The sequence below is a fragment of the Mucilaginibacter flavus genome (genome assembly GCF_030409315.1).
Lineage (GTDB): Bacteria > Bacteroidota > Bacteroidia > Sphingobacteriales > Sphingobacteriaceae > Mucilaginibacter > Mucilaginibacter flavus.
The window spans coordinates 89895-114998 of the sequence record NZ_JAUFPS010000017.1 but is presented as its reverse complement, the minus strand read 5'-3'; the positions used below and the strand labels follow the sequence as shown (position 1 = coordinate 114998).

28 protein-coding genes are annotated in these 25104 nt (G+C 42.0%); 13 read left to right on the top strand and 15 right to left on the bottom strand.

What is annotated here, in order from left to right; genetic code table 11:
• Window positions 1–127: 127 nt before the first annotated feature.
• The 5 genes from QWZ17_RS06035 to QWZ17_RS06015 form a co-directional block, all read right to left on the bottom strand.
• Window positions 128–433, bottom strand: a complete 306-nt coding sequence (locus QWZ17_RS06035) for a hypothetical protein (RefSeq protein WP_290304141.1) — start codon at window positions 431–433, stop codon at window positions 128–130.
• Window positions 433–1830, bottom strand: a complete 1398-nt coding sequence (locus QWZ17_RS06030; protein WP_290304140.1) for a radical SAM protein — start codon at window positions 1828–1830, stop codon at window positions 433–435. The genes QWZ17_RS06035 and QWZ17_RS06030 overlap by 1 nt, the downstream gene beginning before the upstream one ends.
• Window positions 1802–2572 carry a prolipoprotein diacylglyceryl transferase gene (locus QWZ17_RS06025; RefSeq protein ID WP_290304139.1) on the bottom strand — a complete coding sequence of 257 codons (771 nt, stop codon included), beginning with the start codon at window positions 2570–2572 and terminating at the stop codon, window positions 1802–1804. Before QWZ17_RS06025 ends, QWZ17_RS06030 begins: the two co-directional genes overlap by 29 nt.
• Before the next feature lie 200 nt (window positions 2573–2772).
• Window positions 2773–3342, bottom strand: a complete 570-nt coding sequence (locus tag QWZ17_RS06020) for a hypothetical protein (protein WP_290304138.1) — start codon at window positions 3340–3342, stop codon at window positions 2773–2775.
• Between the two features lie 10 nt (window positions 3343–3352).
• The gene (locus QWZ17_RS06015) at window positions 3353–4093 is read right to left on the bottom strand and encodes a carboxypeptidase-like regulatory domain-containing protein (protein ID WP_290304137.1); all 741 of its coding nucleotides are present in this window, start codon (window positions 4091–4093) and stop codon (window positions 3353–3355) included.
• Between the two features lie 151 nt (window positions 4094–4244).
• Here QWZ17_RS06015 and QWZ17_RS06010 point away from each other — a divergent pair, with 151 nt between their 5' ends.
• The gene (locus QWZ17_RS06010; protein ID WP_290304136.1) at window positions 4245–6233 is read left to right on the top strand and encodes a M1 family metallopeptidase; all 1989 of its coding nucleotides are present in this window, start codon (window positions 4245–4247) and stop codon (window positions 6231–6233) included.
• A gap of 116 nt (window positions 6234–6349) precedes the next feature.
• Here QWZ17_RS06010 and QWZ17_RS06005 read toward each other — a convergent pair whose 3' ends face one another.
• Complete coding sequence (locus QWZ17_RS06005; protein WP_290304135.1) at window positions 6350–7969, bottom strand: GH35 family beta-galactosidase; 1620 nt, start codon at window positions 7967–7969, stop codon at window positions 6350–6352.
• 191 nt (window positions 7970–8160) lie between these two features.
• Between QWZ17_RS06005 and mqnC the strand changes: the two genes are divergently transcribed.
• The 4 genes from mqnC (at window position 8161) to QWZ17_RS05985 (ending at window position 11510) form a co-directional block, all read left to right on the top strand.
• Window positions 8161–9285, top strand: a complete 1125-nt coding sequence (mqnC, locus tag QWZ17_RS06000) for a cyclic dehypoxanthinyl futalosine synthase (RefSeq protein WP_290304134.1) — start codon at window positions 8161–8163, stop codon at window positions 9283–9285.
• 136 nt (window positions 9286–9421) lie between these two features.
• The gene (gene scpB / locus QWZ17_RS05995) at window positions 9422–9973 is read left to right on the top strand and encodes an SMC-Scp complex subunit ScpB (RefSeq protein WP_290304133.1); all 552 of its coding nucleotides are present in this window, start codon (window positions 9422–9424) and stop codon (window positions 9971–9973) included.
• Window positions 9974–10113: 140 nt separating this feature from the next.
• The gene (locus tag QWZ17_RS05990) at window positions 10114–10311 is read left to right on the top strand and encodes a hypothetical protein (RefSeq protein ID WP_290304132.1); all 198 of its coding nucleotides are present in this window, start codon (window positions 10114–10116) and stop codon (window positions 10309–10311) included.
• A gap of 80 nt (window positions 10312–10391) precedes the next feature.
• On the top strand, window positions 10392–11510 hold the full coding sequence (locus tag QWZ17_RS05985) for a GNAT family N-acetyltransferase (RefSeq protein ID WP_290304131.1): 1119 nt from the start codon (window positions 10392–10394) through the stop codon (window positions 11508–11510).
• A gap of 27 nt (window positions 11511–11537) precedes the next feature.
• Here the strand turns inward: QWZ17_RS05985 and QWZ17_RS05980 are convergent, their stop codons facing one another.
• On the bottom strand, window positions 11538–11879 hold the full coding sequence (locus QWZ17_RS05980; protein WP_076378169.1) for a helix-turn-helix domain-containing protein: 342 nt from the start codon (window positions 11877–11879) through the stop codon (window positions 11538–11540).
• 302 nt (window positions 11880–12181) lie between these two features.
• Between QWZ17_RS05980 and QWZ17_RS05975 the strand changes: the two genes are divergently transcribed.
• Both QWZ17_RS05975 and QWZ17_RS05970 read left to right on the top strand, forming a co-directional pair.
• Window positions 12182–12592 (top strand): Rrf2 family transcriptional regulator, encoded by a 411-nt coding sequence (locus tag QWZ17_RS05975; protein ID WP_290304129.1) that lies wholly within the window; start codon window positions 12182–12184, stop codon window positions 12590–12592.
• A gap of 54 nt (window positions 12593–12646) precedes the next feature.
• Window positions 12647–13291 carry an NAD(P)-dependent oxidoreductase gene (locus QWZ17_RS05970; protein ID WP_290304128.1) on the top strand — a complete coding sequence of 215 codons (645 nt, stop codon included), beginning with the start codon at window positions 12647–12649 and terminating at the stop codon, window positions 13289–13291.
• An 85-nt stretch (window positions 13292–13376) separates the two neighbouring features.
• Here the strand turns inward: QWZ17_RS05970 and prmA are convergent, their stop codons facing one another.
• The 6 genes from prmA to mce form a co-directional block, all read right to left on the bottom strand.
• Window positions 13377–14213, bottom strand: coding sequence for a 50S ribosomal protein L11 methyltransferase (gene prmA / locus QWZ17_RS05965; protein WP_290304127.1), 837 nt, complete (start codon window positions 14211–14213; stop codon window positions 13377–13379).
• Between the two features lie 320 nt (window positions 14214–14533).
• Window positions 14534–15001 carry a hypothetical protein gene (locus QWZ17_RS05960; RefSeq protein WP_290304126.1) on the bottom strand — a complete coding sequence of 156 codons (468 nt, stop codon included), beginning with the start codon at window positions 14999–15001 and terminating at the stop codon, window positions 14534–14536.
• Between the two features lie 153 nt (window positions 15002–15154).
• Window positions 15155–15919: a triose-phosphate isomerase gene (gene tpiA / locus QWZ17_RS05955; RefSeq protein WP_290304125.1), complete on the bottom strand. Its 765-nt coding sequence runs from the start codon at window positions 15917–15919 to the stop codon at window positions 15155–15157.
• A gap of 204 nt (window positions 15920–16123) precedes the next feature.
• Window positions 16124–17308: a GlmU family protein gene (locus QWZ17_RS05950; RefSeq protein WP_290304124.1), complete on the bottom strand. Its 1185-nt coding sequence runs from the start codon at window positions 17306–17308 to the stop codon at window positions 16124–16126.
• Window positions 17309–17374: 66 nt separating this feature from the next.
• Entirely contained in the window at window positions 17375–17623 is a 249-nt protein-coding gene (locus QWZ17_RS05945; protein WP_147059628.1) for a type B 50S ribosomal protein L31, read from the bottom strand.
• A gap of 199 nt (window positions 17624–17822) precedes the next feature.
• Window positions 17823–18221: a methylmalonyl-CoA epimerase gene (gene mce / locus QWZ17_RS05940; RefSeq protein ID WP_290304120.1), complete on the bottom strand. Its 399-nt coding sequence runs from the start codon at window positions 18219–18221 to the stop codon at window positions 17823–17825.
• A gap of 107 nt (window positions 18222–18328) precedes the next feature.
• On the opposite strand from mce, the gene QWZ17_RS05935 reads away from it, so the two are divergent.
• The 3 genes from QWZ17_RS05935 to QWZ17_RS05925 all read left to right on the top strand — a co-directional run bounded on the left by QWZ17_RS05935 (window position 18329) and on the right by QWZ17_RS05925 (window position 20526).
• The gene (locus QWZ17_RS05935) at window positions 18329–19540 is read left to right on the top strand and encodes an IscS subfamily cysteine desulfurase (RefSeq protein ID WP_290304119.1); all 1212 of its coding nucleotides are present in this window, start codon (window positions 18329–18331) and stop codon (window positions 19538–19540) included.
• A 110-nt stretch (window positions 19541–19650) separates the two neighbouring features.
• Window positions 19651–20064, top strand: a complete 414-nt coding sequence (iscU, locus tag QWZ17_RS05930; protein ID WP_290304118.1) for a Fe-S cluster assembly scaffold IscU — start codon at window positions 19651–19653, stop codon at window positions 20062–20064.
• Between the two features lie 135 nt (window positions 20065–20199).
• Window positions 20200–20526, top strand: a complete 327-nt coding sequence (locus tag QWZ17_RS05925; RefSeq protein WP_091144685.1) for a HesB/IscA family protein — start codon at window positions 20200–20202, stop codon at window positions 20524–20526.
• Window positions 20527–20598: 72 nt separating this feature from the next.
• Here the strand turns inward: QWZ17_RS05925 and QWZ17_RS05920 are convergent, their stop codons facing one another.
• Together QWZ17_RS05920 and QWZ17_RS05915 are read right to left on the bottom strand one after the other, a co-directional pair.
• On the bottom strand, window positions 20599–21432 hold the full coding sequence (locus tag QWZ17_RS05920; RefSeq protein WP_290304117.1) for a nuclear transport factor 2 family protein: 834 nt from the start codon (window positions 21430–21432) through the stop codon (window positions 20599–20601).
• Between the two features lie 290 nt (window positions 21433–21722).
• Window positions 21723–23186, bottom strand: coding sequence for an ATP-dependent DNA helicase (locus QWZ17_RS05915; protein ID WP_290304116.1), 1464 nt, complete (start codon window positions 23184–23186; stop codon window positions 21723–21725).
• A gap of 36 nt (window positions 23187–23222) precedes the next feature.
• On the opposite strand from QWZ17_RS05915, the gene QWZ17_RS05910 reads away from it, so the two are divergent.
• From QWZ17_RS05910 to rsmD, 3 genes are read left to right on the top strand one after another with little or no spacing between them, the layout of a single operon-like run.
• On the top strand, window positions 23223–23705 hold the full coding sequence (locus tag QWZ17_RS05910; protein ID WP_290304115.1) for a hypothetical protein: 483 nt from the start codon (window positions 23223–23225) through the stop codon (window positions 23703–23705).
• Between the two features lie 50 nt (window positions 23706–23755).
• Window positions 23756–24568, top strand: a complete 813-nt coding sequence (locus QWZ17_RS05905) for a DUF3822 family protein (RefSeq protein WP_290304114.1) — start codon at window positions 23756–23758, stop codon at window positions 24566–24568.
• Window positions 24544–25080 carry a 16S rRNA (guanine(966)-N(2))-methyltransferase RsmD gene (gene rsmD / locus QWZ17_RS05900; RefSeq protein WP_290304113.1) on the top strand — a complete coding sequence of 179 codons (537 nt, stop codon included), beginning with the start codon at window positions 24544–24546 and terminating at the stop codon, window positions 25078–25080. Before QWZ17_RS05905 ends, rsmD begins: the two co-directional genes overlap by 25 nt.
• Window positions 25081–25104: the final 24 nt, after the last annotated feature.

Sequence of the window (25104 nt, the reverse complement as noted above, 5' to 3'; positions counted from 1 at the left end):
GATCACTTTTTATGTAGAAACGCATATTTGAGTCTCCAGTTATACAGAACAGGTTTACCAAACTATCACGCACAATCCATTTGCTAATTTGATTTACGCCTGGAGGCTAAAAAATCTAAATACACCTTTAATGCATCGACTCCATCGAACCCAGATACGCACAGGACGAAAACCCGATGATCAAAACCAGTAATCCGCTTAAAGCCCAAAACCAGCTGCGCCGGTCAATAGCCAAAGCAAAACAGATAAGCACGTGAACCGCAAGCGCAATAGCATCTAATATAAACCCGCCTGACATGGTAAGACAAACCACAGAATATGCAGCAAGTACCACCAAATTGTAGCCAACTATCTTCATGCCATTGCCAGGTTCTTTGGGCTTTGGCGAGTAACGAGATAAAAAATCATCTCCTTGTGGTTTGTCCTCTTCCATTATATGGCTATTTCGTTTCTTAATTGTTCCAGGTATTCGCGTTTATCGTCCCGGTAAAATATGTTCATGGTTTCAAAGGGGATAATTTGCATATCCTTATTTACTATATGCACGCACGATTTTTTGATGGCCCGCACATCAAAGTTTTGGGCATCAATAAACTGCATAATAATTACCCTGAACAGGTTATCATAGCTCAAATTCGGCGCGTCAATCTCTGGCAAGCAGCACAAAAGCGAGTGCAGGTGCTCCTTTGCTTTATCAACCGAATTACCGGTGCTAAACATGTTTAGCAAATGTCCTTTCAGGCGTTCGTCCTGCTCATAAACAATAGTGTTACGGGAGTTATCTAACAAATCGTCGGGGTTTATCATTCGCGTAAGCGGTATAACCTCCCCACCTAATTTAAGCACATAGCCCATCACCAGCGCATCAGGATTACAGGGTACCGGGATCAGATCGTTTTTATTGAATACATCGGTTTGTTCCAAAATGGAGGTACGTACTTCGGTTAATGTGTACCTGTCCGTTTTTTCGTTGAAATTTTCGAGTCTGCCCGCCTGCTGTGTTGGTTGAAAAGTTACACCACGCACACAGGGCTGTTTCAGCGCGTATTCAATAATCTGACCTATTTCGTCTGTGTTTAACCCTTTTTGCAGGGTAACCACCAGAGTGGTGGATAGGTTATATTTATTGAGATTTTCTATCGCCCTTAAGCGTACCTCCCGCAAATCCTCACCGCGCAACTGTTCTAAAGCTTCCTTTTTAAAAGAATCAAACTGCAGGTAAATTTCAAAATCGGGCATATAGGTAGCCAGGCGCTGTACAAAACTCTCGTCTTTAGCTATCCTGATGCCATTGGTATTCACCATCAGGTGTTTGATGGGTTTGGTTTTGGCGATATCCAAAATCTCAAAAAACTGCGGATGCACCGTTGGTTCGCCGCCACTAATCTGTACCACATCAGGCTGCCCTTCGTTTTCAACAATTACATCAAGCATCTGCTCAATTTCATGCAAAGTACGGTGCCTGCCATAGGTGGGCGACGACATGGCATAACAGGTTGGACAGCTTAAATTACACCTATCGGTAACTTCAAGCACCGTAAGGCATGAGTGCTGTTCATGATCCTGGCACAGGCCGCAATCATAAGGGCAGCCGTAATGCGTTTTGGCATTAAACTTAAGTGGCATTTCGCTGCGCTTGGCGTAATTGCGGCAGTTTTTGTAATATTCAATATCGGTGGCTATCAGTACCTTTTCAAAACCATGCTGCCGGCAGTTTTTGAGCATGTATACCTTATCATCCTCAAATACAATTTTGGCATCAACCCGCCTTAAACAGGTAGAACAAATACTGAGGGTAAAATCATAATAAATATACGGGCGTTCGGGCATGGGCTTTTATCAGTTTAGATGGTTGTATAAATACTTTATAATAATACAAAATACCCGCGATACAAACCAACTGAATTACCGAAACACCGAAACTAAAAAAGTAATCGGGTTTAATAAACTCGTCCAAAAACCTGAATATAAGATAGCTCACCATAAACACTTTAAAGCGCGCCCCATCGGCAAAAACAAAACGCTTTTCAATAATTTTTAAAACGATCCAAAGCAATGCCCAAAAGATGATCTCATATAAATTGGTGGGATGCCTGCGGATGCCATCGCCAAAATCAATTGCCCAGGGTAGTTTTGAGGCGATGCCATAGGTGCCATCCTCCAATCCGGCCAGGAAACACCCGGTGCGACCGATGATCATGGCCAATACTAAAGGATAAACCATCATATCGCCTGATGATGCGGTTACGCCTATCTGCTTTTTGGTAATCTCCACCCCTATCAAACCGCCCAGCATACCGCCTACAATGGTTTTGTTCCCCATAAAATAAATAAGGCTAAAATGCGATAGCAAGGTTGGATTTTCCAATACACCTACCATATGCGACCCGATAAAAGCCCCCAGGGCTGCACCGATAAAAATGATTAGGCGATGGTCGGTACTGATTTTATCATGCGTGTGCCTGCGTAAATAGGCGTAATATCGGTAGCCTAAAAAATAAGCCAGCGTTTCGCATACAAAATGCACCGGGATACCCGATTTATCAATGGGAATATTTACAGGGAAATGCAAGGTGCTGATATCAAGTTTGGCTCTAAAATATCCTTTTTATTGATGAAAACAACATGGGCTGTTTGGATTGCTATAGTGAAAACACCACACGTAGGTTAAACGAACATTACCGAAGAGTGTTTATGCATCTGGATTGTAAAAAACGAGGGGATTCTGGAGATTATAAAAGGAGCCTTGAAAGAATAAATTTGTGGTTCGTTTTAATACTCCCGAAGCATATCCCATACAGATGTCCAAATGTTGGCACTCTTCGGCCGGATAGTAATACCGGTAACGGTGATCCCTCCTATCGTTCCGGAAAGAGCTCGCATTCCGTCGATCAATTGCAAATCCTGATTTTTTACCGTAATTGAATCCTGTTTAATTTTAATATTGGCAGCTTTTAACGATTTAGCCTTTATGGTTAAAGTATCCCCATGTGATTTTAGTACCGGTGCCCGTTCTGTTCTATGTTTTTTTTGAGCGTTTGCTTTTGCAAAAGGTATGGCCATGAGTACAGCCGCTGTCAGGCCAATCCTTTTAAATAGCGTGAACGACGATTGTTGATTTTGAAATTGCTGATTTATCCTAAGCAGCTGAAAATCATCAAAACGCCCACATACGTTTTGGTGCTTGCCCAGATAACTGATAATCTCGGCATCTGTCATCACAGCAAAATCGGTAACCGTTTTACAGCAGCTTTGGCAATGACGTCCATTTTCTACAGGTGTCATCTGCTGCCATGATTCAAGACAAGGTGTTGGGATGCTGATGCTTTTGATGCGCGTCATTATTATGTATTTAATTAAAGATTTTGCGGATTGGTCTTTTAATAAACCTGTAATAAACCCGGTTAACAAATGGAGCCCGTTTTGCTATCACAACTTCGCCCATTAACATCGCTTGCATCTTAAGTTCTAAGGGATATGAACTTTTCATATCAACGTTAACGGATTGACTATTGTAACCGATGAAGCTTGCCGTGAACTGGGTGATGGTATTGGGTATTCTCAACCTAAAATTACCATTCATATCTGTTAAAGTTCCGATTTGATCGGCAGGCACTTTAATCATTACACCCGGCAAGGCTTCGTAACGCTCATCTACAATATGCCCCGTTATAATTCTGTAAACAGTTGAATCACTCGGAATTTTACCTGTTATTGTATTTTTTGAATACTGGTCGATTTTTGTAACAGGAGCCTGCTCTATAGCTACCTTTTGGATTTGGGCCGACGATTTGAACGAAAAACCTGTGCCAAGCATACCCAGCACCAGGGCTAATCTTTTCCAGCCGCCCGTCGCGGGCAAATTATCAGCATATAAATTATAATTGATGCTATTTACCTGCTTTTCGTTAAACCTGCCGCAAACATGATTGGTATTTGACAGGTAATCAATAATCTGCTTGTTACTCATGCCGGTAAAATCGGTCACCGTTTTGCAGCAGCTTTGACAATGCCGGCCCGATCCGGCAGGTGTCATTTGCTGCCATGATTCACTACAAGGTTTAGGGATGCTTATATTTTTGATAGTTGTCATCTGTATCGTGGTTTGATGATAAGATGCAAGCCTGCGATGGTTTCCATAAAAGAAATTCAAAAAAAATCAAACTATCAGTTTTGTATCATTTTCAAAGCAAAATATAATAGAAGCGCATCCTTTTGTATCTTGGTTGCTTAAAATACGCTTCATGAAAATAAATTTTATAGGTATTGGCTTGCTCGCTCTTTTGGCCGCTAACGTACAGGCACAAAAAAGGAAGATTAACCCCGATGATACTACTTCAAATTATAACCCGGCGGCGGCTTTTGCCCCCCAGTTTTATAGCGAAAAAGGCAACGAGTTTCATTCGGCCAACGGCGAGCCGGGTCCAAAATACTGGCAAAACCGGGCTAATTACACCATCAATGTAAAGCTGGATACCACAAGCAAAACCATCAGCGGTACTGTAACTATTGATTATATAAACAACAGCCCCGATGCTTTGCAGTACTTGTGGCTGCAGCTTGATCAAAACACCTATAAAAAAGATGCCCGCTCCAACTTTTTTACCGGCAGGGCGCCCGGCCTTAACCAGCATACCAATGGTTATAAAATAGAGGCGGTGAGCATTGTTAGCGGTAACACAGCAAAAAATGTTGATTACGTAATTAACGACGCGCGCATGCAGGTAAGACTAAAAAGCCCGTTGCTTACCAAAAGTGTTATCAAGCTTAAAATAAAATATCATTATACCATTCCAGCCGATTTTGGCAACCGTACCGATTATGTAGATACCAAAAACGGCAAGATCTATGAAATTGCGCAATGGTTTCCGCGCATGTGTGTTTATGATGATAGCCGCGGCTGGGATACGCTGCCGTTTTTGGGTGCAGGCGAGTTTTACCTGGACTATGGCGACTTTGATTACCAGGTTACTGTTCCGTGGGATATGATCGTAGCCGGCTCTGGCGAACTGGTTAACCCGCAGGAAGTACTAACCGCCAAGCAATTAACCCGACTCAACGAAGCCCGTAACAGCGATAAAACCATCATGATCCGTAGCATAGCTGATGTTACTGATCCTGCCAGTCGCCCGGTACAAATGGGTACCTTAACCTGGCATTTTAAAATGCAAAACACCCGCGATGTGGCCTTTGGCGCATCAAAAGCTTATGTATGGGATGCCGCAAGGGTAAACCTGCCAGGTGGCAAAAAATCATTGGCCATGTCTGTTTACCCGGTTGAAAGCGTTGGAGCAAATGCATGGAATCGCGCTACCGAATACCTCAAAAAATCGATAGAATACTTTTCTGAAAAATGGTTTATTTACCCTTACCCTGTGGCTATTAACGAAGCCGGTATTGCCGGTGGCATGGAATATCCGGGTATCGTATTTGACGGTATTACCGATAAAGGAAGCGAATTATACTGGGTAACCGCTCACGAAATTGGCCATAACTGGTTCCCGATGATTGTAGGATCGGACGAGCGCCGTTTTGGCTGGATGGACGAAGGGTTTAATACGTTTATTGACATCTACGCTTCAGACGCTTTTAACAAAGGCGAATACGCCCCCAAACGCGATGGCGAATACGCCCCCGGTGGCGGCAACCCTGCCGATGAGATCATCCCAACCATATCTGACCCCGAAGCCCCCATTATGATGACCGCTGCCGACGCCATCCCCGAAAAGTACCGCCACCCAATGGTGTATTACAAACCCGCGTTTGGCCTGGTATTATTGCGCGAGCAGATATTAGGGAAAGATAGGTTTGACTATGCGTTCCGCAATTACATCAACAAATGGGCATTTAAACATCCTCAGCCAGATGATTTTTTCAGGTCGATGGATAGCGGTGCCGGTGAAGACCTGTCATGGTTTTGGAAGGGCTGGTTTTACAACAACTGGTCGACAGACATTGCTGTTATCGACGCTAAAAACGTTACAGAGCATGGCGCAAAAGGTTTAAAAATAACCGTAGTAAACAAAGAGCAGCTACCAATGCCATTTACCGTAGAGATCAAATACAAAGATGGCAGCAAAACACGCCAATACCTGCCGGTGGAAACCTGGTTGCAACGCAAAGTAGTAACGGTTACCCTGCCGGTAACGCAAGATGCTGAAGGTATTACTATCGACCCGGATAATGCTTTACCTGATTTGAACAGGGCTAATAATAGTTTGAAGGTGAAATAGTTGACTATCCAACCAAGCATAAAAAATAATTATTAAGCGGCGAAAGACTTCCGAAGTTTTTAAAACTTCGGAAGTCTGGGATCTGCTACTTGCAATCGATAGGCCTGAAGTAATAACTACCTCGTCACCAACTCCACCTGCAAAACCGTCGGCGTAACTCCAAAACGGGGGCCTCCAAAATCGGTTTCATCACCGTTTAAAATGCGGAGTGGCTTAAAAGTACCGTTATCATATTTCCCCTCTTCTACCTTAAGATATTGCCAGGCTTTGCCGTTATTGGCACCGGTTGGTACAAAGGTTACGTGGCACTGAGCCGCGATGACCACGAATTTATTTTCGCTTAACTTAACGATCATTAATTTGCCATCGGCTTTGGTTTTACCTTCTGTGGATGGATGTTGCTCGTTACCAAAGGAAACTACAGCCTGCCAGGCACCCAAATCAATAATTTGGTTTGCATGGTCTTCATGCTCAACAACCGCTTTTATCTTGCCTTCATAGGCCCATGCTGCAAGCTCGTTCATCATGGGTGTAAACGCTGCATACTCCCGTCCGTAAGGGGCAAGGCGTTCGGCCAGTTCTTCTTTGGTTGAACCGTGGCCATTATCATCTATCCCGAAAGGCGAAAAACCAATGCCACCACGGGCAATAACATCGTACATATACTTGGCATTATCAGCAATTAAACCGGCCTCGGGCACAAAAAGGGCATTATTGGAACGGTCATAAAGCTCTAAAACTTTAAGCACCCGTTCACTACCTTCCAGGTAAATATCGGGGGCCAGCAAATCGATATCCGGGGCAGCAGCCTGCCAAATCGGGATCACATTATCGGTAGGACCACCACTTTCGTAGGTATTGGCCATCGGGTTAGTAAGCGGATCACGAAGGGCAGCGTTTACGTACATGGGTAAAGCATATTCGGCCTTACCGGCGGCGGCTACCTTGCCCACAAAACGGGCTACGCTCCAGGCCTGGAAATATTCGTCGGCCCGGTCGCCAAATACCTTTTGCCAGGTATTGCCGGTAGCAGTGTTACCGTTGATAGCTTTTAAAATAGCAGGTTTAAGCAATTCATCGGGTACCTTGCCTTCAAATAGCTTCTGCGCTTTGGCAGCGTAATCGCGCATGGTATCCCACGAGCCCGACTCATTTTCTACCTGCATCATAATCACGGTACGCTGGGGGTCGGCCTGTTTTATGTACTTCATTACCGCGGTAAACGCCTTGATATCAGCAGCCAGGGTAGCCTCATAATGCGGCGAAGGCGAATCAATTGGCTTACCCGTTTTACCGGTTACGTTTGGATATTTGGCAGCATCTTGTTTCATCCAGGCGGGCATGTAATGGTTGCTGCCGTTTTTCCAGGTAGCAAACCATAGCAATACCAGGCGTACTTTATGCTCCCTTGCCTGGGTAAGCAGCGTATCAATAAATGAAAAATCAAACTTGCCGGGCTGCGGTTCAATCTGTTCCCAGTATAGCGGAATCTCCAGGGTGTTAGCATGCATTTGATTAACGGCCTGCCATACCTGCGGCATCATACCAGGCCACCCGCTTGAATTATGCGCCTGCCCGCCCAGCATTAAAAATGGTTTGCCATCAACCAATAAGGTGTGCCTGCCATTTTTGGTAACAAGTTTGGGCATAGGCGCGGTTTCGGTTTGGGCAAATGAGTTTGAGCTTACAATCAGCATTAAGCCGGCTGCAAAAGCTGTAATTTTAGTTTTGTTCATGTATTGGTTGTAGGTGCTGTAATCGGTTTTAACCTGCAATGAGGCCACCAATTAAAAGTAGCGCTTATAAATTTCAATTACTGATAGAATTTTGACTTAAAACCATCAAAATTTAACACCCGGCATTACCATTAATTTGTCAATCTTATGTTGGGATTTAATATTGATACGCTAAGTGCGTATCTTTGTACATGAACACAGCCGATCTGTTGCAACGCGCTTTGCGGTTTGATTTTTTAACCCAGGATGAAGGGGTTTATCTTTACAACAACGCCTCTACTGCCGATTTAATGTACACCGCCAACGAACTGCGTAAAAAGCAGGTTCCGCATGGCAAGGTTACCTGGCAAATAGACCGTAATGTTAACACTACCAACGTTTGTATAGCCAACTGTAAGTTTTGTAACTTTTTCCGCAGGCCCGGCCACGAGGATAGCTACATCACTGATATTGAAACCTATAAAAAGAAAATTGAGGAAACTTTCCGTTACGGCGGCGATCAGCTTTTATTACAAGGCGGTCATCACCCAGATTTGGGTTTAAAGTTTTATACCGATCTTTTTAGCGAGCTTAAACAGCTGTATCCTAAGTTGAAGCTGCACTCTTTAGGTCCGCCGGAGATTGCACACGTGGCTAAGTTAGAGGGGATGAGCCATATTGATGTGCTTAGGGCTATGAAGGAATCTGGTTTAGATTCGCTGCCTGGTGCTGGTGCCGAGATTCTCAACGATCGCGTACGTCGCCTCATATCAAAAGGCAAATGTGGCGGTAAAGAATGGTTAGATGTAATGCGTGCCGCGCACCAACTTAACCTGCCAACATCGGCCACTATGATGTTTGGCCATATTGAAACTATTGAAGAGCGCTTTGAGCACTTGGTTTGGATTCGTGAGGTACAATCAGAAAAACCAGAAGGTCACCACGGCTTTGTGGCCTTTATACCATGGCCTTTCCAGGATGATGGCACACTTTTGCGTAAAGTACGTGGTATCACTAACAACGTAACCGGCGATGAATATATCCGTATGATAGCGCTAAGTCGCATTATGCTGCCTAATATTAAAAACATACAGGCTTCATGGCTTACGGTAGGTAAGCAGGTAGCCCAGCTTTGCTTACACGGCGGTGCTAACGATTTTGGATCAATCATGATTGAAGAAAACGTGGTATCCGCAGCCGGCGCTCCTCACAGGTTTACAGCTAAAGGCATTCAGGATTCCATCAAAGAAGCCGGCTTTGAACCTCAACTCCGTACCCAAAAATACGATTGGCGCGATATCCCTGTTGAAATTGAAGAACAGGTTATTAACTATTAGTTTGCCGTAGGCAGTTAGCAGTAGGCAGTTTTCGGTTGGCAGTAAAAAAACAATTTAAAACTGTTCTTTAATTTGCGAACTGCTGACCGCCAACTGCAAACTGAATACTGCAAACTGCTAAACTGCAAACTGAACAATGACCCTATACATAGAAGCACTTATCTTCGCGTCAGAACAAGGTATCCGTCAGGAGGAGATCATGTATTGTTTGCAGGCTGCTTTTGAACGTGATTTTAGTGCCGATGAGGTGAACGAGAGTCTGCGCGCTATCGAACTAAAATATAGCGACGATAACCTGGCCATTGAACTGGTAAAGGTTGGCAACGGCTACCAGTTTTTTACCAAGAAACAATACCACCCGGTTATTAACCTGTTGCAGCTGCAACGCTCCAAAAAAAGGCTGAGTCAGGCCGCTTTGGAAACTCTTGCCATTATTGCTTACAGGCAACCGGTAACCAAAACCGATGTGGAACAAATCCGTGGTGTTAACTGCGATTACTCGATCCAAAAACTGCTCGAAAAAGAGCTGATAGCTATAACCGGGAAGTCTGAAGCCATTGGAAAACCCATTTTATATGGCACCAGCCCACTTTTTATGGATTATTTTGGCATTAACAGTATACAGGAATTACCTCAGATAAAGGATTTTACAAGCACCTCTGTAGCCATTGGTGAACAAACAGAATAATTTTAATTTCATATTTTTAATAAAAATGATTTTGATTATTTTTACTATTGAATAAGGAAATAAAAAGCTGTCAAAAAAATTCCTGCTTTTTGTCCGATTTAAAGTATTATTGACAAAGTTTTACAAAAAAATCCGTTACTATGGGAGCGCCAAAAAAACCGACCACTAAGAAGATTGACAATTCTGAAGATGACAATGAAGACGATGACGATCTGAATCTCGCGCCAAAAACCAAGAAAAAAGTTGATGACGATGATGATGATTTTGACGGCCCTTTAGATGATGATCTGGGCAGAGGTTATGATTCATTTGATGATGACGACGACGACGATTATTAATCATTAATCGCACATATATTTTATTGACAAAGCATTCAGAGCTTATGCCCTGAATGCTTTTTTTATATTGATCCTACCTTATGGTTATAACAGAAGTAAAAGATAAGGCGTCGGGAAAAGCTTTTTTAAACGTTGCGCGCATTCTATATAAAAATGATCAGGTATGGGTTTGCCCGCTTGATAATGATGTGGAGGCGGTGTTCGATCCCGCAAAAAACAATTTTCACCAGGACGGTAAATGTACCCGCTGGGTGCTTTATAATGACAATCACGAACTTATTGGCCGGGTGGCTGCCTTTATCAACAATAAAAAAGCCTATCATTATGAGCAGCCTACCGGCGGCATGGGCTTTTTTGAATGTATTGATGATAAAAAAGCCGCTTTTTTATTGTTTGATACCGCAAAAAAATGGTTGCAGGATAATGGTATGCAAGCTATGGACGGCCCCATCAACTTTGGCGAGAATGATACCTTTTGGGGATTGCTGGTAGAAGGGTTTACGCATCCCTCCTATGGCATGAATTATAATTTCCCTTACTACAGGGCCTTTTTTGAAGATTACGGCTTTAAAACCCAATATGAGCAAATTACCAATCACCTGGATGTACACAAACCCTTCTCAGAACGATTTACCAAAATAGCCAACTGGGTAATTAAAAAGCCGGGGTACGATTTCAGGCATTTTGAGGTGAAGCAGCTGGATAAATTCGCGGCCGATTTTATTGAGATTTATAATGATGCCTGGCGCGACTTTGAAAACTTTGTACCCATAACCCAGGCCACCATCACCGAAAGCTTTGCCAAAATGAAAGCATTGATGGACGAAAAGCTAATCTGGTTTGCTTACATTGATAATGAACCTGCATCCTTTATCATTATTTTGCCCGATGCCAACCAGATGTTAAAACCGCTTAACGGTAAACTCAACCTTATTGGTAAGCTTAAATTTTTATATTACCGTTGGAAAGGCGTATCGCGCATGCGGGCCATTGTAATGGGTACCAAACAAAAATATCAGAAACATGGGCTTGAATCGGCCATATTCATTAAACTTAAAGAATACGTTTTGCCCCTGAAGCAATATGATGAACTGGAATTATCGTGGGTGGGCGATTTTAATGAGAAAATGATTGCTATCCATGCGGCCGTAGGGGCCACATTTGGCAAAAAACACCTAACAATGCGTTGTATATTTTAAATATGCCCGGCCTGGCCGGGCATAAATTTATGCGGTAGCTTTTGAGTGCCTAAGCTCCTCAAATAATTCTATTACTTTTTTTTGCAGATCGATAACTTCAGTTTCACGATCCATTAAACGTTTGTTAACAGTTTCTAATTCATTAACAAATTTCTGATCCTGCTCGGCATCGTTAAATGTAAGTAACTGAACTACTGACATTTCAAACAAAGTAGCAATTTGTTCAAGCCTCGACAGGTTAATGTCGGTAATCCCGGTTTCGATTTTCGAAAATGCCGGAATGGAAATATCTAACCGTTTTGCAACGTCCTCCTGGCTCCACCCTTTTTGATGACGTAGCAGTCTGATTTTTTTTCCAAGTGTTTTCATGTGAGTTTAATAATAGTGAAGGTTTCGCAAAAGTTAATTACTTTGCAATAATATTTATTATCAGGCTAATTATCAACTAATTTGAACAATATTTTATTAAAAACTGCAAACAAATAAAACAATTGACAAATAGCTGTGTTTTAGGGCGGTAACTGTCGCTAATAAGCCTGCAGGAGGCCTTTTAACTCTTGATTAATGCCTACAAATATCATGTAACTGTAATTAAAAAAGCAACAGTTAAGATTCTATTTGCATTATTAAACAATCAATCTATATTTGTACTGTAATATTAAAAATTACAGATGAACGGACAATTTCAGATAGCGGTACATATCCTTACCCTGCTCCACGCGCAGCCGGGTGAATTGCTATCATCTGAATATATTGCCGGCAGCATCAACATAAACCCGGTATTAGTCCGTAAGGAAATTAGCAATCTGCGTAAATATGGATTGATAGATAGCAAAGAAGGCAAAGCCGGAGGCTACTCATTGGGGATGCCTGCAAAAAAAATTGCTTTAAGTGATGTATATAAAGCTGTAAAAGTACAACCTGCGTTAGGGCAGGCAAAAAACAAACCAAATCCCGCTTGCCCTATAGGCAAACAAATTGGCGAGCACCTGGATGATTTGGCCGATGAAGTAGATGCATCCATCATCAACAAATTGAAAACCATTACCCTGGCCGATTTTGGGGAAAAATTCAAATATTAAAAAAATTTAAATAAAACTGTAACAAATTTAATTACAATATAAAAACAACAAATCATGAAAGTAGCATTGATAGGCGCCACAGGTTTTGTAGGCACAGCAGTATTAAACGAAGCGTTAAGCCGCGGTTATGAAGTAACAGCCATAGCACGCGACACCAAAAAAATTACGGCTATCAGCGACAAGCTTATCGCCGTAGCAGCCGACGTATATGATGCCGATATACTGGCAGAGGTTTTAAAAGGACACGATGCCGTGGTAAACACTTTTAACGCTGGCTGGGGCAACCCGGATTTGTATAATGATTTCATCAAAGGATCTGAAGCTATACAGAAAGCTACAAAACAGGCCGGCGTAAAACGTTTATTAGTTGTTGGCGGTGCAGGTAGTTTATACATTACCCCCGAACTACAATTAGTAGATAGCCCTCAATTCCCGGCCGAATGGAAAACCGGTGCTACAGCAGCCCGTGACTATCTTAACATCATTAAAAAGGAAGAAGATCTGGATTGGACATTTTTGAGCCCTGCAATAAACCTGCACCCAGGCACCCGCACAGGTAAATTCCGTTTAGGTACCGATGAGCCTGTATTTGATGCCGATGGCAAAGCAGAAATCAGTGTTGAAGATATGGCGGTTGCCATCATTAATGAACTGGAAAATAACCAGTTTGTTAAGAGAAGGTTTACATTGGGATATTAGCTCCCCTCTAAATCTCCCCCTGAAGGGGGAGACTTTAATACTTTTCTTTTAAGCCCTCCCCTTCAGGGGAGGGTTTGGGTGGGGCTTATTTTACAAACTTAGCTGCCACCCATTCTTTATCTTTTTTATGTGCTATGTACTTTAAGCCATATTTACGGGCTTCGTCGGTAATGATATCCAAATCTGGAGTTTCATAAAATCCACTAAAATAGATTTCGCCATCGATTTTTAACACTTGGGCATAGCGCTCCATTTGATCGAGCAGTATATTACGGTTAATGTTGGCCAATATGGTGTCGTATTGCTCATTCGGGATAGCCTCTTTGGAGCCGCAAAGCGGTATAATATTATCTATTTGATTTAGTGCCGAATTTTCAATAGTACTCTCGTAGCAAACGGGGTCGTAATCAATAGCGGTAATCTGCGCAGCGCCCAACTTGGATGCCATAATAGCCAGGATACCAGTACCACAACCCATATCGAGTATGTTTTTATCTTTATAGTCGTTCTCCAGCATGATGGCCAGCATCATGGATGTGGTTTGATGATGACCGGTGCCAAAAGCCATTTTCGGATCAATCACAATCTCGTACGGAAACTCCGGTTTAGCCAAGTGAAAGGTTGCCCTCACATAAATTTCGTTACCAATTTCTATCGGCTCAAAATTGCTCTCCCATACCTCGTTCCAGTTTTTTTGCGGGATAAGGGATACTTCATAGCTAAATGTAAACAACTCCCGGTAAGGCGAAAGCTGTTCGATCAGTTTAGCTTCATCAAAATCATCAACGGGAATATAAGCTTTAAAGCCAAGTTCAAGCTCTTCAAAAGTATCGAAACCAATCTCGCCCAAAGCGTTAATCAACAAATCCTGCTGGTAATCTTCGGTAGTAATGGTGGTGAATAAAAGTTCGTAATAATTCATAAGTCAAATTCTTTTAAGGGGTATTATCGTGGGGGAAGAGGAAAACAATGGCAATGCTGTCGTGATACCATGACCAATAATAAAACCGTCATTGCAGTACCTACACATGACTATTTATAAAACTGAAGTCATCCTGAACTTGTTTCAGGACCCCATAGGACATGTTTTCGACCTGATGTGCACTTAGCAAGTGGGGTGCCGAAACAAGTTCGGCATGACTACTGGGTTGAAAGTAATTATCATTTCCACTTTCAGAGTCCCCGGATTTTACAACTTCAAACCCGTTTTATTTTTATCTTTTTATAGCGACAGTCATTCCTCTATTCCTCTGCCACAACCATCTTCTTTTTCATCGCATGCTTCAGCGTCACCGTTTTACCGGTCACCAAAAACATAATGAAAAAGTTAACTCCCCAATAGGCCAGCTGTATAAACAGCATAATGGTAGCAAGCCAGATCAGGTTATCATAACCGGCATTTTCATCCCAGATAAAGTAAGCTACTCCACCGGCTGCCAGCGCGCATACAACGGCTACAATAATAAAAGTTGTTAACGCACCCAATGCCGAGTGTAACACAAAGGCATTCCAAACAGGTTTGATAATAACCCACTGTGTTAGTACAGCTACAACAAAATACAGCGGCCAGCAATAATAAAAACAGGCCATAAAGGCATGAACGTTCCCCTCCCCCATATCACCAATTTGCATGGCACGGGTAAAATCGCTCACTATCACAAAAAGAGCGAAACCCATAAATGCAATGATTACCGGAAGAAAGGTCTTCATCCTTTGTTAGATTTGAGATGTTAGATATGAGATTTGAGATTTCTTTCGATCCCAAAACCTCATATCCTAACATCATTTATGATATTCTGTTTGAAATGATAACGATTGGGCAGATGCCGTTCGTCTCATATCTCAAATCTAATATCTCATATCTTAATTATAAGCTTTCACAATATCCACAAAATCACGTGATTTTAGGGACGCGCCACCAATCAAGCCACCATCAATATCTGGCTGGGCAAATAATTCAGCGGCATTTTTAGGATTGCAGCTACCGCCGTATAAAATAGTGGTAGCATCTGCTACTTCCTGGCTGTATTTAGCGGCAATTTCTTTGCGGATAAACTCGTGAATTTCCTGTGCCTGTGCCGATGATGCAGTTACACCTGTACCAATGGCCCAAACCGGCTCATAAGCTAAAACCAATTTCGAAAACTGCTCAGCATCTAAATGAAATACACCTTCAACCAGTTGCGATTTGATAACACCAAAATGCTCGTTAGCCTCACGCTCCTGTAATGTTTCGCCAATGCAAAAGATAGGGCGAAGATCATGCTTCAATACAGTATCAGTTTTTTTAGCCAACAACTCGTTGGTTTCGCCAAAATACTGGCGACGCTCTGAGTGACCAAGGATCACGTAAGCAGCACCTATAGATTTGATCATTTTTGCAGAAATCTCGCCAGTAAAAGCACCGCTTTCGGCCTGGTGAGCATTTTGCGCGCCTACAGATACCTTGGTATAGCTTTTAGCCAATTGAACAAGACTGTTGATATGGATAAAAGGGCTGCAAATAACGGCTTCCTGTGTACCGGTAACTTCGTCTTTCACCATGTTGATGATTTCGGTAAATACACCTAAACCTTCATTGTAATCAAGGTTCATTTTCCAGTTGCCGGCAATAATTTTTTTTCTCATTGTATGTTAAGTTGATTGTGTTGATTTAGTTGGATTGGGTTGGATTGAGTTAGATTGGGTTGATTTAGTTGGAGTGAGTTAGATTGGGTTGAGTAGGTTGATTAAGTTGCTTAGCTTTATTCAACTTAATCAACCTACTCAACCTAATAAACTTATTCTAACCTATTCAACTTAATCTAACTCAATCAACCATTCACTTAAAAATTAAAACCTCCTGTATTCCTCGGTTAATTCAAAAACCGTTTTCAATATATCTTTTTCTGTGTCGTTAAATTCGCGGTGATCGCGGCGGTCAAATACTTTTTGGGCTGTATCAAACATTTTTTTGAGCGAGTAAGTCTCAAAGCCCTGTGCGCCTCCCCATGAAAAATCGGCGACGAAGTTACGCGGGAAGCCGGCGCCAAAAACATTGGCGCTAACGCCAACCACTGTACCGGTGTTAAACATAGTATTAATAGCGCATTTTGAATGATCGGCCATGATTAGACCGCAAAATTGCAAGCCTGTTTTACGGAAACGTTGCGTTGTATAATCCCACAAGCGTACCTCATCGTAATTATTTTTAAGGTTGGAATTATTGGAATCGGCACCGATGTTGCACCACTCGCCTAAAACAGAGTTACCCAGGTAACCTTCATGCCCTTTAGATGAATAGCCCCAGATCACCGCGTTATTCAGCTCGCCGCCAACTCTTGAATATGGACCAACCGTAGTTGCTCCATAAATTTTAGCCCCCATCTTCACCTGCGAATGTTCGCAAATGGCAAAAGCGCCACGGATATGGGTCCCCTCCCATACTTCGGTATTGGCCGATAAATAAATAGGGCCATTGGTGGTATTAAAAGTTGAACATTCGGCAACCGCGCCTTCCTCGGCAAAAAAATCATTACCGATAATCACATTGGTAGAGCTGATAGTGGAACTTGTGCGCCCCTTAGTAAGCAACGCGTAATCCTTTCTTAGTTCAATATCATTTTTCCTGAAAATATCTTCCGGGTATTTTATCGATACAAAAAGATTGGGGTAAGCTACAACCCTGTCAAATTCGGTTGCTGTATTAAAAACGGCGGCATCGGCAGCATTTAACTTTACGGCCAGCAGTTGGTCGTTATATTTTAAAGCTTCGCCGGTTTGTAATTTATCAATAGCATCTAACAAATTTTCGTCGGGGCAAACTGCCCCATTTACAAACAGGTTATCGGCTTCAATACTTACAGGAAACTTTCCCTGCAGGTAATCGCGGGTAAAAAACGATGTACTGGTATTTAAATACTTAGCCCACTTTTCGGCAATAGTGAGTATACCAATGCGTAAATCGGCAACGGGACGGGTATAGGTAAGCGGTAGTAAAGTTTGATGAGCGTTATCATCAAAAAGAATAATAGCCATGGCGCAAAAATAAAAAAAGTCCCCCGATTGGTCGGGAGACTTACAAATATTTAATTAAACAAGCAATTACTTCTTGTTGTAACGTGTACGGAATTTATCGATACGACCTGCAGTATCAACCAGTTTCATTTTACCGGTGTAGAAAGGGTGTGATGTATGAGAAATCTCTAATTTGATCAATGGATACTCGTTACCGTCTTCCCATTTAATGGATTCGCGGGTATCGATGCAAGATTTAGTTATGAAGGCATATTCGTTTGACATGTCTTTAAACACAACTAACCTATAGTTTTTTGGATGCAGATCTTTTTTCATTATATATAAACTTATCTTCTGTACTTTCTAAAAGAGGCGCAAATGTAATTAAAAAAGTGACAAATTAAAAATAATTTCAGTTTTCAGTTAACAGTTTTCAGTTGGCAGTGATGACCGACTCGACAAGCACTGATAACGAGCATATTGTACAACTACCAAACACTCATAAACTGTAAACTGCAAACTCAAAACTGCCAACTTAAATCCTCTGGCACAACTCAATCAATACCCCGTTGGCGCTTTTGGGATGCACAAAACAAACCAGTTTATTATCGGCACCATGTTTAGGTACATCGTTTAAGAGTACAAATCCTTCGTTTTTTAGGCGTTGAATTTCGGCAACTATGTCATCAACCTCAAAAGCTATATGATGAATCCCCTCTCCTTTTTTGGTGATAAATTTGGCTATGGGGCTATCGTCGTTCAAAGCTTGCAATAATTCTATTTTATTGGGTCCTGTTTGCAAAAAGGCGGTAAGCACGCCTTCGCTTTCCACTATTTCGGTTTTATAAACCTGTGTATTCAGCAACTTTTGATAAATATCGGCTGCCTGGCTAACACTGTTAACCGCTATGCCAATATGCTCCACTTTGTTCATGTCCAAATATTGTAAATTAATGGTCAGGTTTGAGAATTTACGCTTTGTTTTGAATGATTTTAAATAAAAACTTATGTATCTTTGTTCTGTTAATATACTTAGCAACTATGAACGTTCCAATTTATTTAGATAATAACGCAACAACTCCTATGGACCCGAGGGTTTTGGAGGCTATGCTACCATATTTTACATCAAAATTTGGTAATGCAGCCAGCCGTAACCACCCTTTTGGATGGGTTGCAGAAGAAGGTGTTGATTATGCCCGCGAGCAGGTGGCCAAACTGATTGGTGCCAACGAAAAAGAAATCATTTTTACTTCTGGCGCTACCGAATCAGACAACCTTGCCATTAAGGGTGTGTTTGAAATGTATAAGGATAAAGGTAACCACATTATAACTACCGTTACCGAGCATAAAGCTGTACTTGATGCCTGCAAACACGTTGAAAAATTAGGCGGCAAAGTTACTTACCTTCCAGTTAAAGAAGACGGCCTGGTTGATCTTGCTGTTTTGGAAGCTGCCATGACCAGCGAAACTATCCTGGTATCGGTAATGTATGGTAATAACGAAATTGGTGTTATTCAGCCGATAAAAGAAATATCTGCTATTGCCCACAAATACGGCGCGCTGTTTATGACAGATGCTGTACAGGCAGTAGGTAAAATACCCGTTGACGTTAACGCTGATGGTATTGACCTTTTAGCATTATCGGCTCATAAAATATACGGCCCTAAAGGTGTTGGCGCTTTATACGTACGCCGTAAAGGACCACGTGTTAAAGTTACCGCGCAAATGGACGGTGGCGGTCACGAACGCGGTATGCGTTCTGGCACGTTAAACGTACCGGGCATTGTTGGCTTAGGTAAAGCCTGCGAACTTTGCGGCTTAGAAATGGAAAGCGAAGCAAAACGTTTATCAGCTTTACGCGATAAACTGGAGAGCGCTTTAACCGTATTAGAAGAAAGCTATGTAAACGGAAACGTTGAACACCGCTTACCACATGTTGCCAATATCTCTTTCAAATACGTTGAAGGCGAAGGCTTAATGATGGCAATGAAAGATTTAGCGGTATCATCAGGTTCGGCTTGTACATCTGCGTCGTTGGAGCCATCATACGTACTGAAAAGCTTAGGCTTATCAGATGATCTGGCACACTCATCAATCCGTTTTGGTTTGGGTCGCTTTACAACCGAAGAAGAAGTTGATTACGCTATTGATGTAACCCTTAAAGCGGTTACCCACCTGCGCGATTTGTCGCCACTTTGGGAAATGTTTAAAGAAGGCATCGACCTTAACTCAATTGAGTGGGCAGAACACTAAATAAATGTGCAGATGTGCAGATTTCAAATGTGCAGATGCCTTAATGATAAAAAATATACGAATAGAGTTAATCACTAATTCAATAACTCACTAATTCAATAATTAAAAAAATGGCATATTCAGATAAAGTAATAGATCACTACACTAACCCCCGCAATGTGGGCACTTTGGATAAAAGCAGCCACAAAGTAGGTACCGGTTTAGTTGGTGCACCTGAGTGCGGCGACGTTATGCGCCTGCAGATTGAGGTGAATGATGACAATGTTATCACCGACGCGAAATTCAAAACTTTCGGTTGCGGTTCGGCAATCGCTTCTTCGTCTTTAGCTACCGAGTGGTTAAAAGGCAAAAGCATTGATGATGCGATGAAAATTGACAACATGGATATTGTTGAAGAACTGGCTCTTCCGCCGGTAAAAATTCATTGCTCTGTATTGGCCGAGGACGCCATTAAAGCAGCGATCAACGATTTCCGCGTAAAAAACGGCTTAGAGCCAATTGAAATCGAAAAAGTACACCACTAAAAAGAGGTAAGAATCAAGAGTCAAGAATTAAGACTTTTTTGACTTTGGGTTCTTATTTTCTGTAATAAATAATTAGAGAATCGGCTTTGAGATAATGTCTTAACTCTTGATTCTTGACTCTTGATTCTATTTACCATGGTAACTGTAACTGATAAAGCAAAAAGTAAAATAGAACACCTGATGCAGGATGGTGGGCTTGATGCCTCGTATTTTCTGCGGGTTTCTGTACAGGGTGGTGGTTGTTCTGGTTTATCATACAACCTGGATTTTGATAACGAAGAAAAAAAGGGCGATCAGTTTTTTGAAGATCAAGGCGTACGCATGGCTTTGGACATGAAATCGTTCCTGTACCTTGCCGGGACCGAGCTTGATTTTAGCGACGGACTTAACGGTAAAGGTTTCAATTTCCACAATCCCAACGCCAGTCGCACTTGCGGTTGCGGCGAGAGTTTCTCTGTATAAAATTTACTATGAAATATAGGAAAAGGCACCCAATGGGTGCCTTTTCTTTTTTGATCAAATTGTGACTTCTTGCTAAAACATGCTTTCCGTCTCTACCCCATCGGGTACAGCCTGCTCTACACTCCAATGTTCTGCTATCAGTTGATTTTCAACCCTGAAAATCTCATACAAAACATAAGCTTTACCCTCTCTGTTAAACTGCGATTGGACAACCGCAAAATCTCCTTCGGCAACAATGCGGTGAATTTTGATATTTCGTTCAGCATCCTCTTGCAGATATCCGTCAAGGTTCTCCCCTGATGCAATTACAGCTATGTCATGTTCAACATAATCTGCTTTAATAAATCCAGCAGCTGGTTTCTTATCAATTACAGCGTCATAAAATTGCGTAACAACTCCTTTGCTATTTTCTGCCGATGCAGTTTGATCAATTTCCGCTGTTCCATTAGTAGAAGTTACAGCCCTCCCTCCTTGATCGGGCATTTCCTGTATGGCGTCCCAGTGTTCGGCCAGCATGCCGTCTTTTAATTTAAACAGATCTATCACCGCCATGCGTTTACCCATAAATTGGATATCGAGATGGGTAACTACAAAATCACCTTCCTGAATGGCCCTGATTATAGGCGATTTGGCATCCACCGGCGGGGGCGGCAATGTTTTAAGGTAATTGATCATCCCGGTGATGCCATGCCTCCCCTGGGCAACGGTTGGATTATGCTGTTTATAATCTTCCAGTATAAACTCCGGGATTAGCTCGGCTTTGCGTTGCCCAACAATGAGTTTATAAAAGGACAGTACTTTTTGTTTATTGGTTAGCGTATCCATAATTGTATTTGCTTTGGCAGGTAAATGTGCATGCAAAATAATGCCGCAAATTCCCAATGCCAGTAACCTGGTAATTTTCATTACGTGATATAAAGATTGTAAATTTTAAGATGTGTTTAATACTTACGCTGAACCATCAGCGCTTCCGAAAACCTGTAAATTACAGGCCGGGTATCAGGCTACCCTTTTTTGATATGTTGTTGGAGTAATTATGAAGTGAAGGTAATCTTTTTTGGAGAAAAGACAAAGGATTTTTGGAGCAAGGAATAAGGACGTGGGGACAAAGGAAAAAAGACAATACTCTAATGACCAATGACAGCGAAGCAAATGACCCAATGACTGCGAAGCAAAATGACAGCGCAGCAAAATGACTAAAAAACCTCGGGTACTTCGTAAAAGCGATTATCGAAATTCACTAAAAACAGTTCGGTTGTGGCGCGGGTAACGGCGGTGTAAAACCAGCGGAGGAAATCCATGTTGATCATCTCGTCGGTTACATACCCCTGGTCAACAAATACGGCATCCCATTGGCCGCCTTGGGCTTTATGGCAGGTGATGGCGTAGGCAAACTTTATCTGTAAGGCGTTGTAGTACGGATTAAGTTTTAATTCATTGTGCATCGCCCGCTTGTTGGTTAAATGAGCGTAGTCTTTCATCACTTCTTCGTAAAACTTCTTTTGGTTATCCTGTGATAAGGATGGCGAATCGGCATATAATGTATCTAACAGAATCTTGCAATCTAATACGGGATCTTCGGCGTAATCAATAAATTCTATCTGTACATCCGCAAAACGGAAACCATACATATCCTCGGTACGGCGTACTTTTTTGATGCGGGCTATATCGCCATTGGCAATAAAATCGGTACTGTTTTCATCATTATCCTTTAACCAGAAGTAGTTGTTTTTAACAATCATGATCTGGTCGCCCCCGGTTAGTTCTTCTTCACGATAGAGGATACGATTGCGGATCTGTCCATTATATAAATTGGCGTTCTTGTTTGACCGGCAGATAATCAATGTTCTATCGTATCCGTACTTTTTATAGGCATACTCCAGGCCTTCGGGCAAACGTTCGCCGGTCATCCGATAAACATCCTTGAAGCCTTTTGTCACAATTTTGGGAGCTATAAGATCTTCCTTCCTGATCAAATCCCTTATTTCGGTAGCATTAAACAAAATGCCCGAATCCTTTTGCTGGCGTAATACGTCGGTCAGCTCATATCTAAATATTGATAGGCCGAACTTATCCTTCATAATCTGTTCGCTCAATGCTGGGCTTGTATCAGAGCCTACAGGGGGCAACTGGGCAGTATCCCCTACCAGCATCAGCTTACAGTTTTTATCGTTGTAAACGTAGCGTAACAGGTCAAACAACAACGATGTTCTGCCCGCCATTCCCTCATCGCTAATCATCGATGCTTCATCAACAATAAAAATGGTATCACTGGCCAGGTTATCGGCAATGGCAAAACCATCATCTAAAGTCAATGCCGCCTTTTTACGATAGATTCGTTTATGAATGGTAAACGCTTTTTTACCCGAATAATTGGTAATTACTTTGGCCGCTCTACCAGTGGGTGCCAACAATACCGACCGGTAATTATATTGCTTAAGCGCCTTAACCAGCGCGCCTACTATAGTTGTTTTACCTGTACCGGCATACCCACGCAGTATAAAACATTCATCACCGTCACGGCTTTGCAAAAAGGCGTGCAGGCGATCGAACAGTTCTAACTGCTGTCCGTTTGGGATATGCGGAAATGCTTTGCGGATATGATCAATTACTGTCACCCTGCAAAAATGCTGATAAGTAATTGAAAAACCTTTACCCATATTAAAAAGCTAAGCGGATTAGTTATAAATTTGGCCATGGAATTTGAAGAATACAAGCAAGAAGAGCCGGAAGAAGATTACGTAGATATTTATTCCAAACGTGCAATAATAGGTTTTTCCGTTTTTTTTAATGTACTATTTGGAGGCGCTTTTTTAGTTATCAATATGTACAACGCCGGCTATAAAAAGGAGATAGGCCGTGTTATCAGCTTTTCGTTTTTTTATTATTTTCTTACCATGTACCTGGTTGCTTTAGCCGGAATTAGAATTGATCCCAAAGTTTTAGACCTGGCGGCAAAAGGAACGCAAAGTCCTGCCGACACCTTGCGTCTTTTATCCGTTGTGGTTTTAACCCTATCAATAAATTTTTTAGGTGGCTTTCTACTTACCCGAATCTTTTACAATAAGTATTTCCCGGATAATGACTATTATCCTAAACCGGTTGGTCGGGCTATTCTTATTTGCCTTCTTGTTTCGTTAATATTTAGTTTTGTATTGAAAGGGTTATTCCGTTTTTAAGAGCAGCCTATTTGGTATCTGCTAAAAAATATTACTTTTGTTAAACTGGCATGAGCGAACAATACTACAATTACCACGACGATGATTTTAGCCTTGATAAGGCTCAGGATTATAATTTATTGCTGCAACTGGATAAAACATCGTTTTCATACGCGGTAAGCGATCAAAACAAACTGGTGGCCGCGGCTAATAACCATCCTTTAGATGAGTTGAGCAACCCGCAGGAATTACTTGATCTTTTATCTGCCAATTACAAAAAAGTAGTTATAGGCTTACCTGCTACAGGCTTTTCGCTATTGCCACAAAGCGTTTTTAAACAGGATAAACTGGCCGACCTTGCCCGTTTCCTGGATGTAAGCGCCGACGAAAAAGTGTTAGCTCAACCATTGGATAGCAAAAACCTCATCATTTATAAAACCCCAGAAACTGTATTGAACGCGGCCGATGAGTTTGGTTTGCGCAACAGTGTTTTTGCATCAAAAGGCTGGCTTAATGCCATTGCCCGCAATCAGCCGGGGGATAGGGACCTTTACCTTAACATCAGTGGTCAAACAGTAGAAATTGCCAACTTTAGCTTCAGCAAACTTCGTTTTTACAATACCTTTGAATTTACCGGCGAGGATGAACTGGCATACTTTGTATCGCTGGTAACCGCCGAACTTGGGCTGCAACCCGCTTATACTTACCTTTATTTAAGTGGCGAAATTGATGCCGACGATAAAGTTTTTAGTCGCCTGGCCGAGTTTTTTGGCAAGGTAGCCATCAACCCGATCAAAACCCTGGAGATTCCTCACGAAATTGAAGGTCATAAGATCTTTTCACTTGCTGCCCTGTCACTATGCGTATCATCGGAGGCACTTTAAGGGGCTTAAGGCTTAATCCACCTACAAACCTACCTGTACGCCCTACTACCGATATGGCCAAGGAAGCTTTGTTCAATATCCTGCTCAATCAAATTGAATTTGAGGGCATTAAAGTGCTTGACCTGTTTAGCGGTACCGGCAATATCAGTATGGAATTTGCTTCAAGAGGCGCGACCGAAGTGATATCTGTCGACAGGAGCATCCATTGTGTAAATTACCTGAAGGATATATCGCGCCAGCATAAACAAACCCAGATTAAGGTTTATAAAGAGGATGTTTTTAAATACCTGCAAATAGAAACAGAGCAATACGACCTTATTTTTGCCGATCCGCCGTACGATCTGAACAAAATTCCCGAAATACCTAAAATAGTTTTTGAGCGTAACATTATGCTGCCCGGTGCATTGCTGATAGTTGAACATCAATCGATGCAAAACCTTAGTCAGCAACCTGGTTTTGTAGAGCAACGCAAATACGGGCATTCGTCGTTTTCGTTTTTTAAAGCACAATAAACCTTCCCCAACCTTATCTTAACA

Coding starts and splice junctions, on each gene's coding strand:
- QWZ17_RS06015 (WP_290304137.1), bottom strand. CDS start 4,093: ATGACAACTATCAAAAATATAAGCATCCCTAAACCTTGTAGTGAATCA.
- QWZ17_RS06020 (WP_290304138.1), bottom strand. CDS start 3,342: ATGACGCGCATCAAAAGCATCAGCATCCCAACACCTTGTCTTGAATCA.
- prmA (WP_290304127.1), bottom strand. CDS start 14,213: ATGAATTATTACGAACTTTTATTCACCACCATTACTACCGAAGATTAC.
- rsmD (WP_290304113.1), top strand. CDS start 24,544: ATGCGTATCATCGGAGGCACTTTAAGGGGCTTAAGGCTTAATCCACCT.
- QWZ17_RS05970 (WP_290304128.1), top strand. CDS start 12,647: ATGAAAGTAGCATTGATAGGCGCCACAGGTTTTGTAGGCACAGCAGTA.
- QWZ17_RS05985 (WP_290304131.1), top strand. CDS start 10,392: ATGGTTATAACAGAAGTAAAAGATAAGGCGTCGGGAAAAGCTTTTTTA.
- mce (WP_290304120.1), bottom strand. CDS start 18,221: ATGAACAAAGTGGAGCATATTGGCATAGCGGTTAACAGTGTTAGCCAG.
- QWZ17_RS05910 (WP_290304115.1), top strand. CDS start 23,223: ATGGAATTTGAAGAATACAAGCAAGAAGAGCCGGAAGAAGATTACGTA.
- QWZ17_RS05920 (WP_290304117.1), bottom strand. CDS start 21,432: ATGAAAATTACCAGGTTACTGGCATTGGGAATTTGCGGCATTATTTTG.
- QWZ17_RS05915 (WP_290304116.1), bottom strand. CDS start 23,186: ATGGGTAAAGGTTTTTCAATTACTTATCAGCATTTTTGCAGGGTGACA.
- QWZ17_RS06005 (WP_290304135.1), bottom strand. CDS start 7,969: ATGAACAAAACTAAAATTACAGCTTTTGCAGCCGGCTTAATGCTGATT.
- mqnC (WP_290304134.1), top strand. CDS start 8,161: ATGAACACAGCCGATCTGTTGCAACGCGCTTTGCGGTTTGATTTTTTA.
- QWZ17_RS05925 (WP_091144685.1), top strand. CDS start 20,200: ATGGTAACTGTAACTGATAAAGCAAAAAGTAAAATAGAACACCTGATG.
- QWZ17_RS05950 (WP_290304124.1), bottom strand. CDS start 17,308: ATGGCTATTATTCTTTTTGATGATAACGCTCATCAAACTTTACTACCG.
- QWZ17_RS05960 (WP_290304126.1), bottom strand. CDS start 15,001: ATGAAGACCTTTCTTCCGGTAATCATTGCATTTATGGGTTTCGCTCTT.
- QWZ17_RS05905 (WP_290304114.1), top strand. CDS start 23,756: ATGAGCGAACAATACTACAATTACCACGACGATGATTTTAGCCTTGAT.
- QWZ17_RS06010 (WP_290304136.1), top strand. CDS start 4,245: ATGAAAATAAATTTTATAGGTATTGGCTTGCTCGCTCTTTTGGCCGCT.
- QWZ17_RS05980 (WP_076378169.1), bottom strand. CDS start 11,879: ATGAAAACACTTGGAAAAAAAATCAGACTGCTACGTCATCAAAAAGGG.
- QWZ17_RS06030 (WP_290304140.1), bottom strand. CDS start 1,830: ATGCCCGAACGCCCGTATATTTATTATGATTTTACCCTCAGTATTTGT.
- QWZ17_RS05935 (WP_290304119.1), top strand. CDS start 18,329: ATGAACGTTCCAATTTATTTAGATAATAACGCAACAACTCCTATGGAC.
- QWZ17_RS05990 (WP_290304132.1), top strand. CDS start 10,114: ATGGGAGCGCCAAAAAAACCGACCACTAAGAAGATTGACAATTCTGAA.
- scpB (WP_290304133.1), top strand. CDS start 9,422: ATGACCCTATACATAGAAGCACTTATCTTCGCGTCAGAACAAGGTATC.
- tpiA (WP_290304125.1), bottom strand. CDS start 15,919: ATGAGAAAAAAAATTATTGCCGGCAACTGGAAAATGAACCTTGATTAC.
- iscU (WP_290304118.1), top strand. CDS start 19,651: ATGGCATATTCAGATAAAGTAATAGATCACTACACTAACCCCCGCAAT.
- QWZ17_RS06035 (WP_290304141.1), bottom strand. CDS start 433: ATGGAAGAGGACAAACCACAAGGAGATGATTTTTTATCTCGTTACTCG.
- QWZ17_RS05945 (WP_147059628.1), bottom strand. CDS start 17,623: ATGAAAAAAGATCTGCATCCAAAAAACTATAGGTTAGTTGTGTTTAAA.
- QWZ17_RS05975 (WP_290304129.1), top strand. CDS start 12,182: ATGAACGGACAATTTCAGATAGCGGTACATATCCTTACCCTGCTCCAC.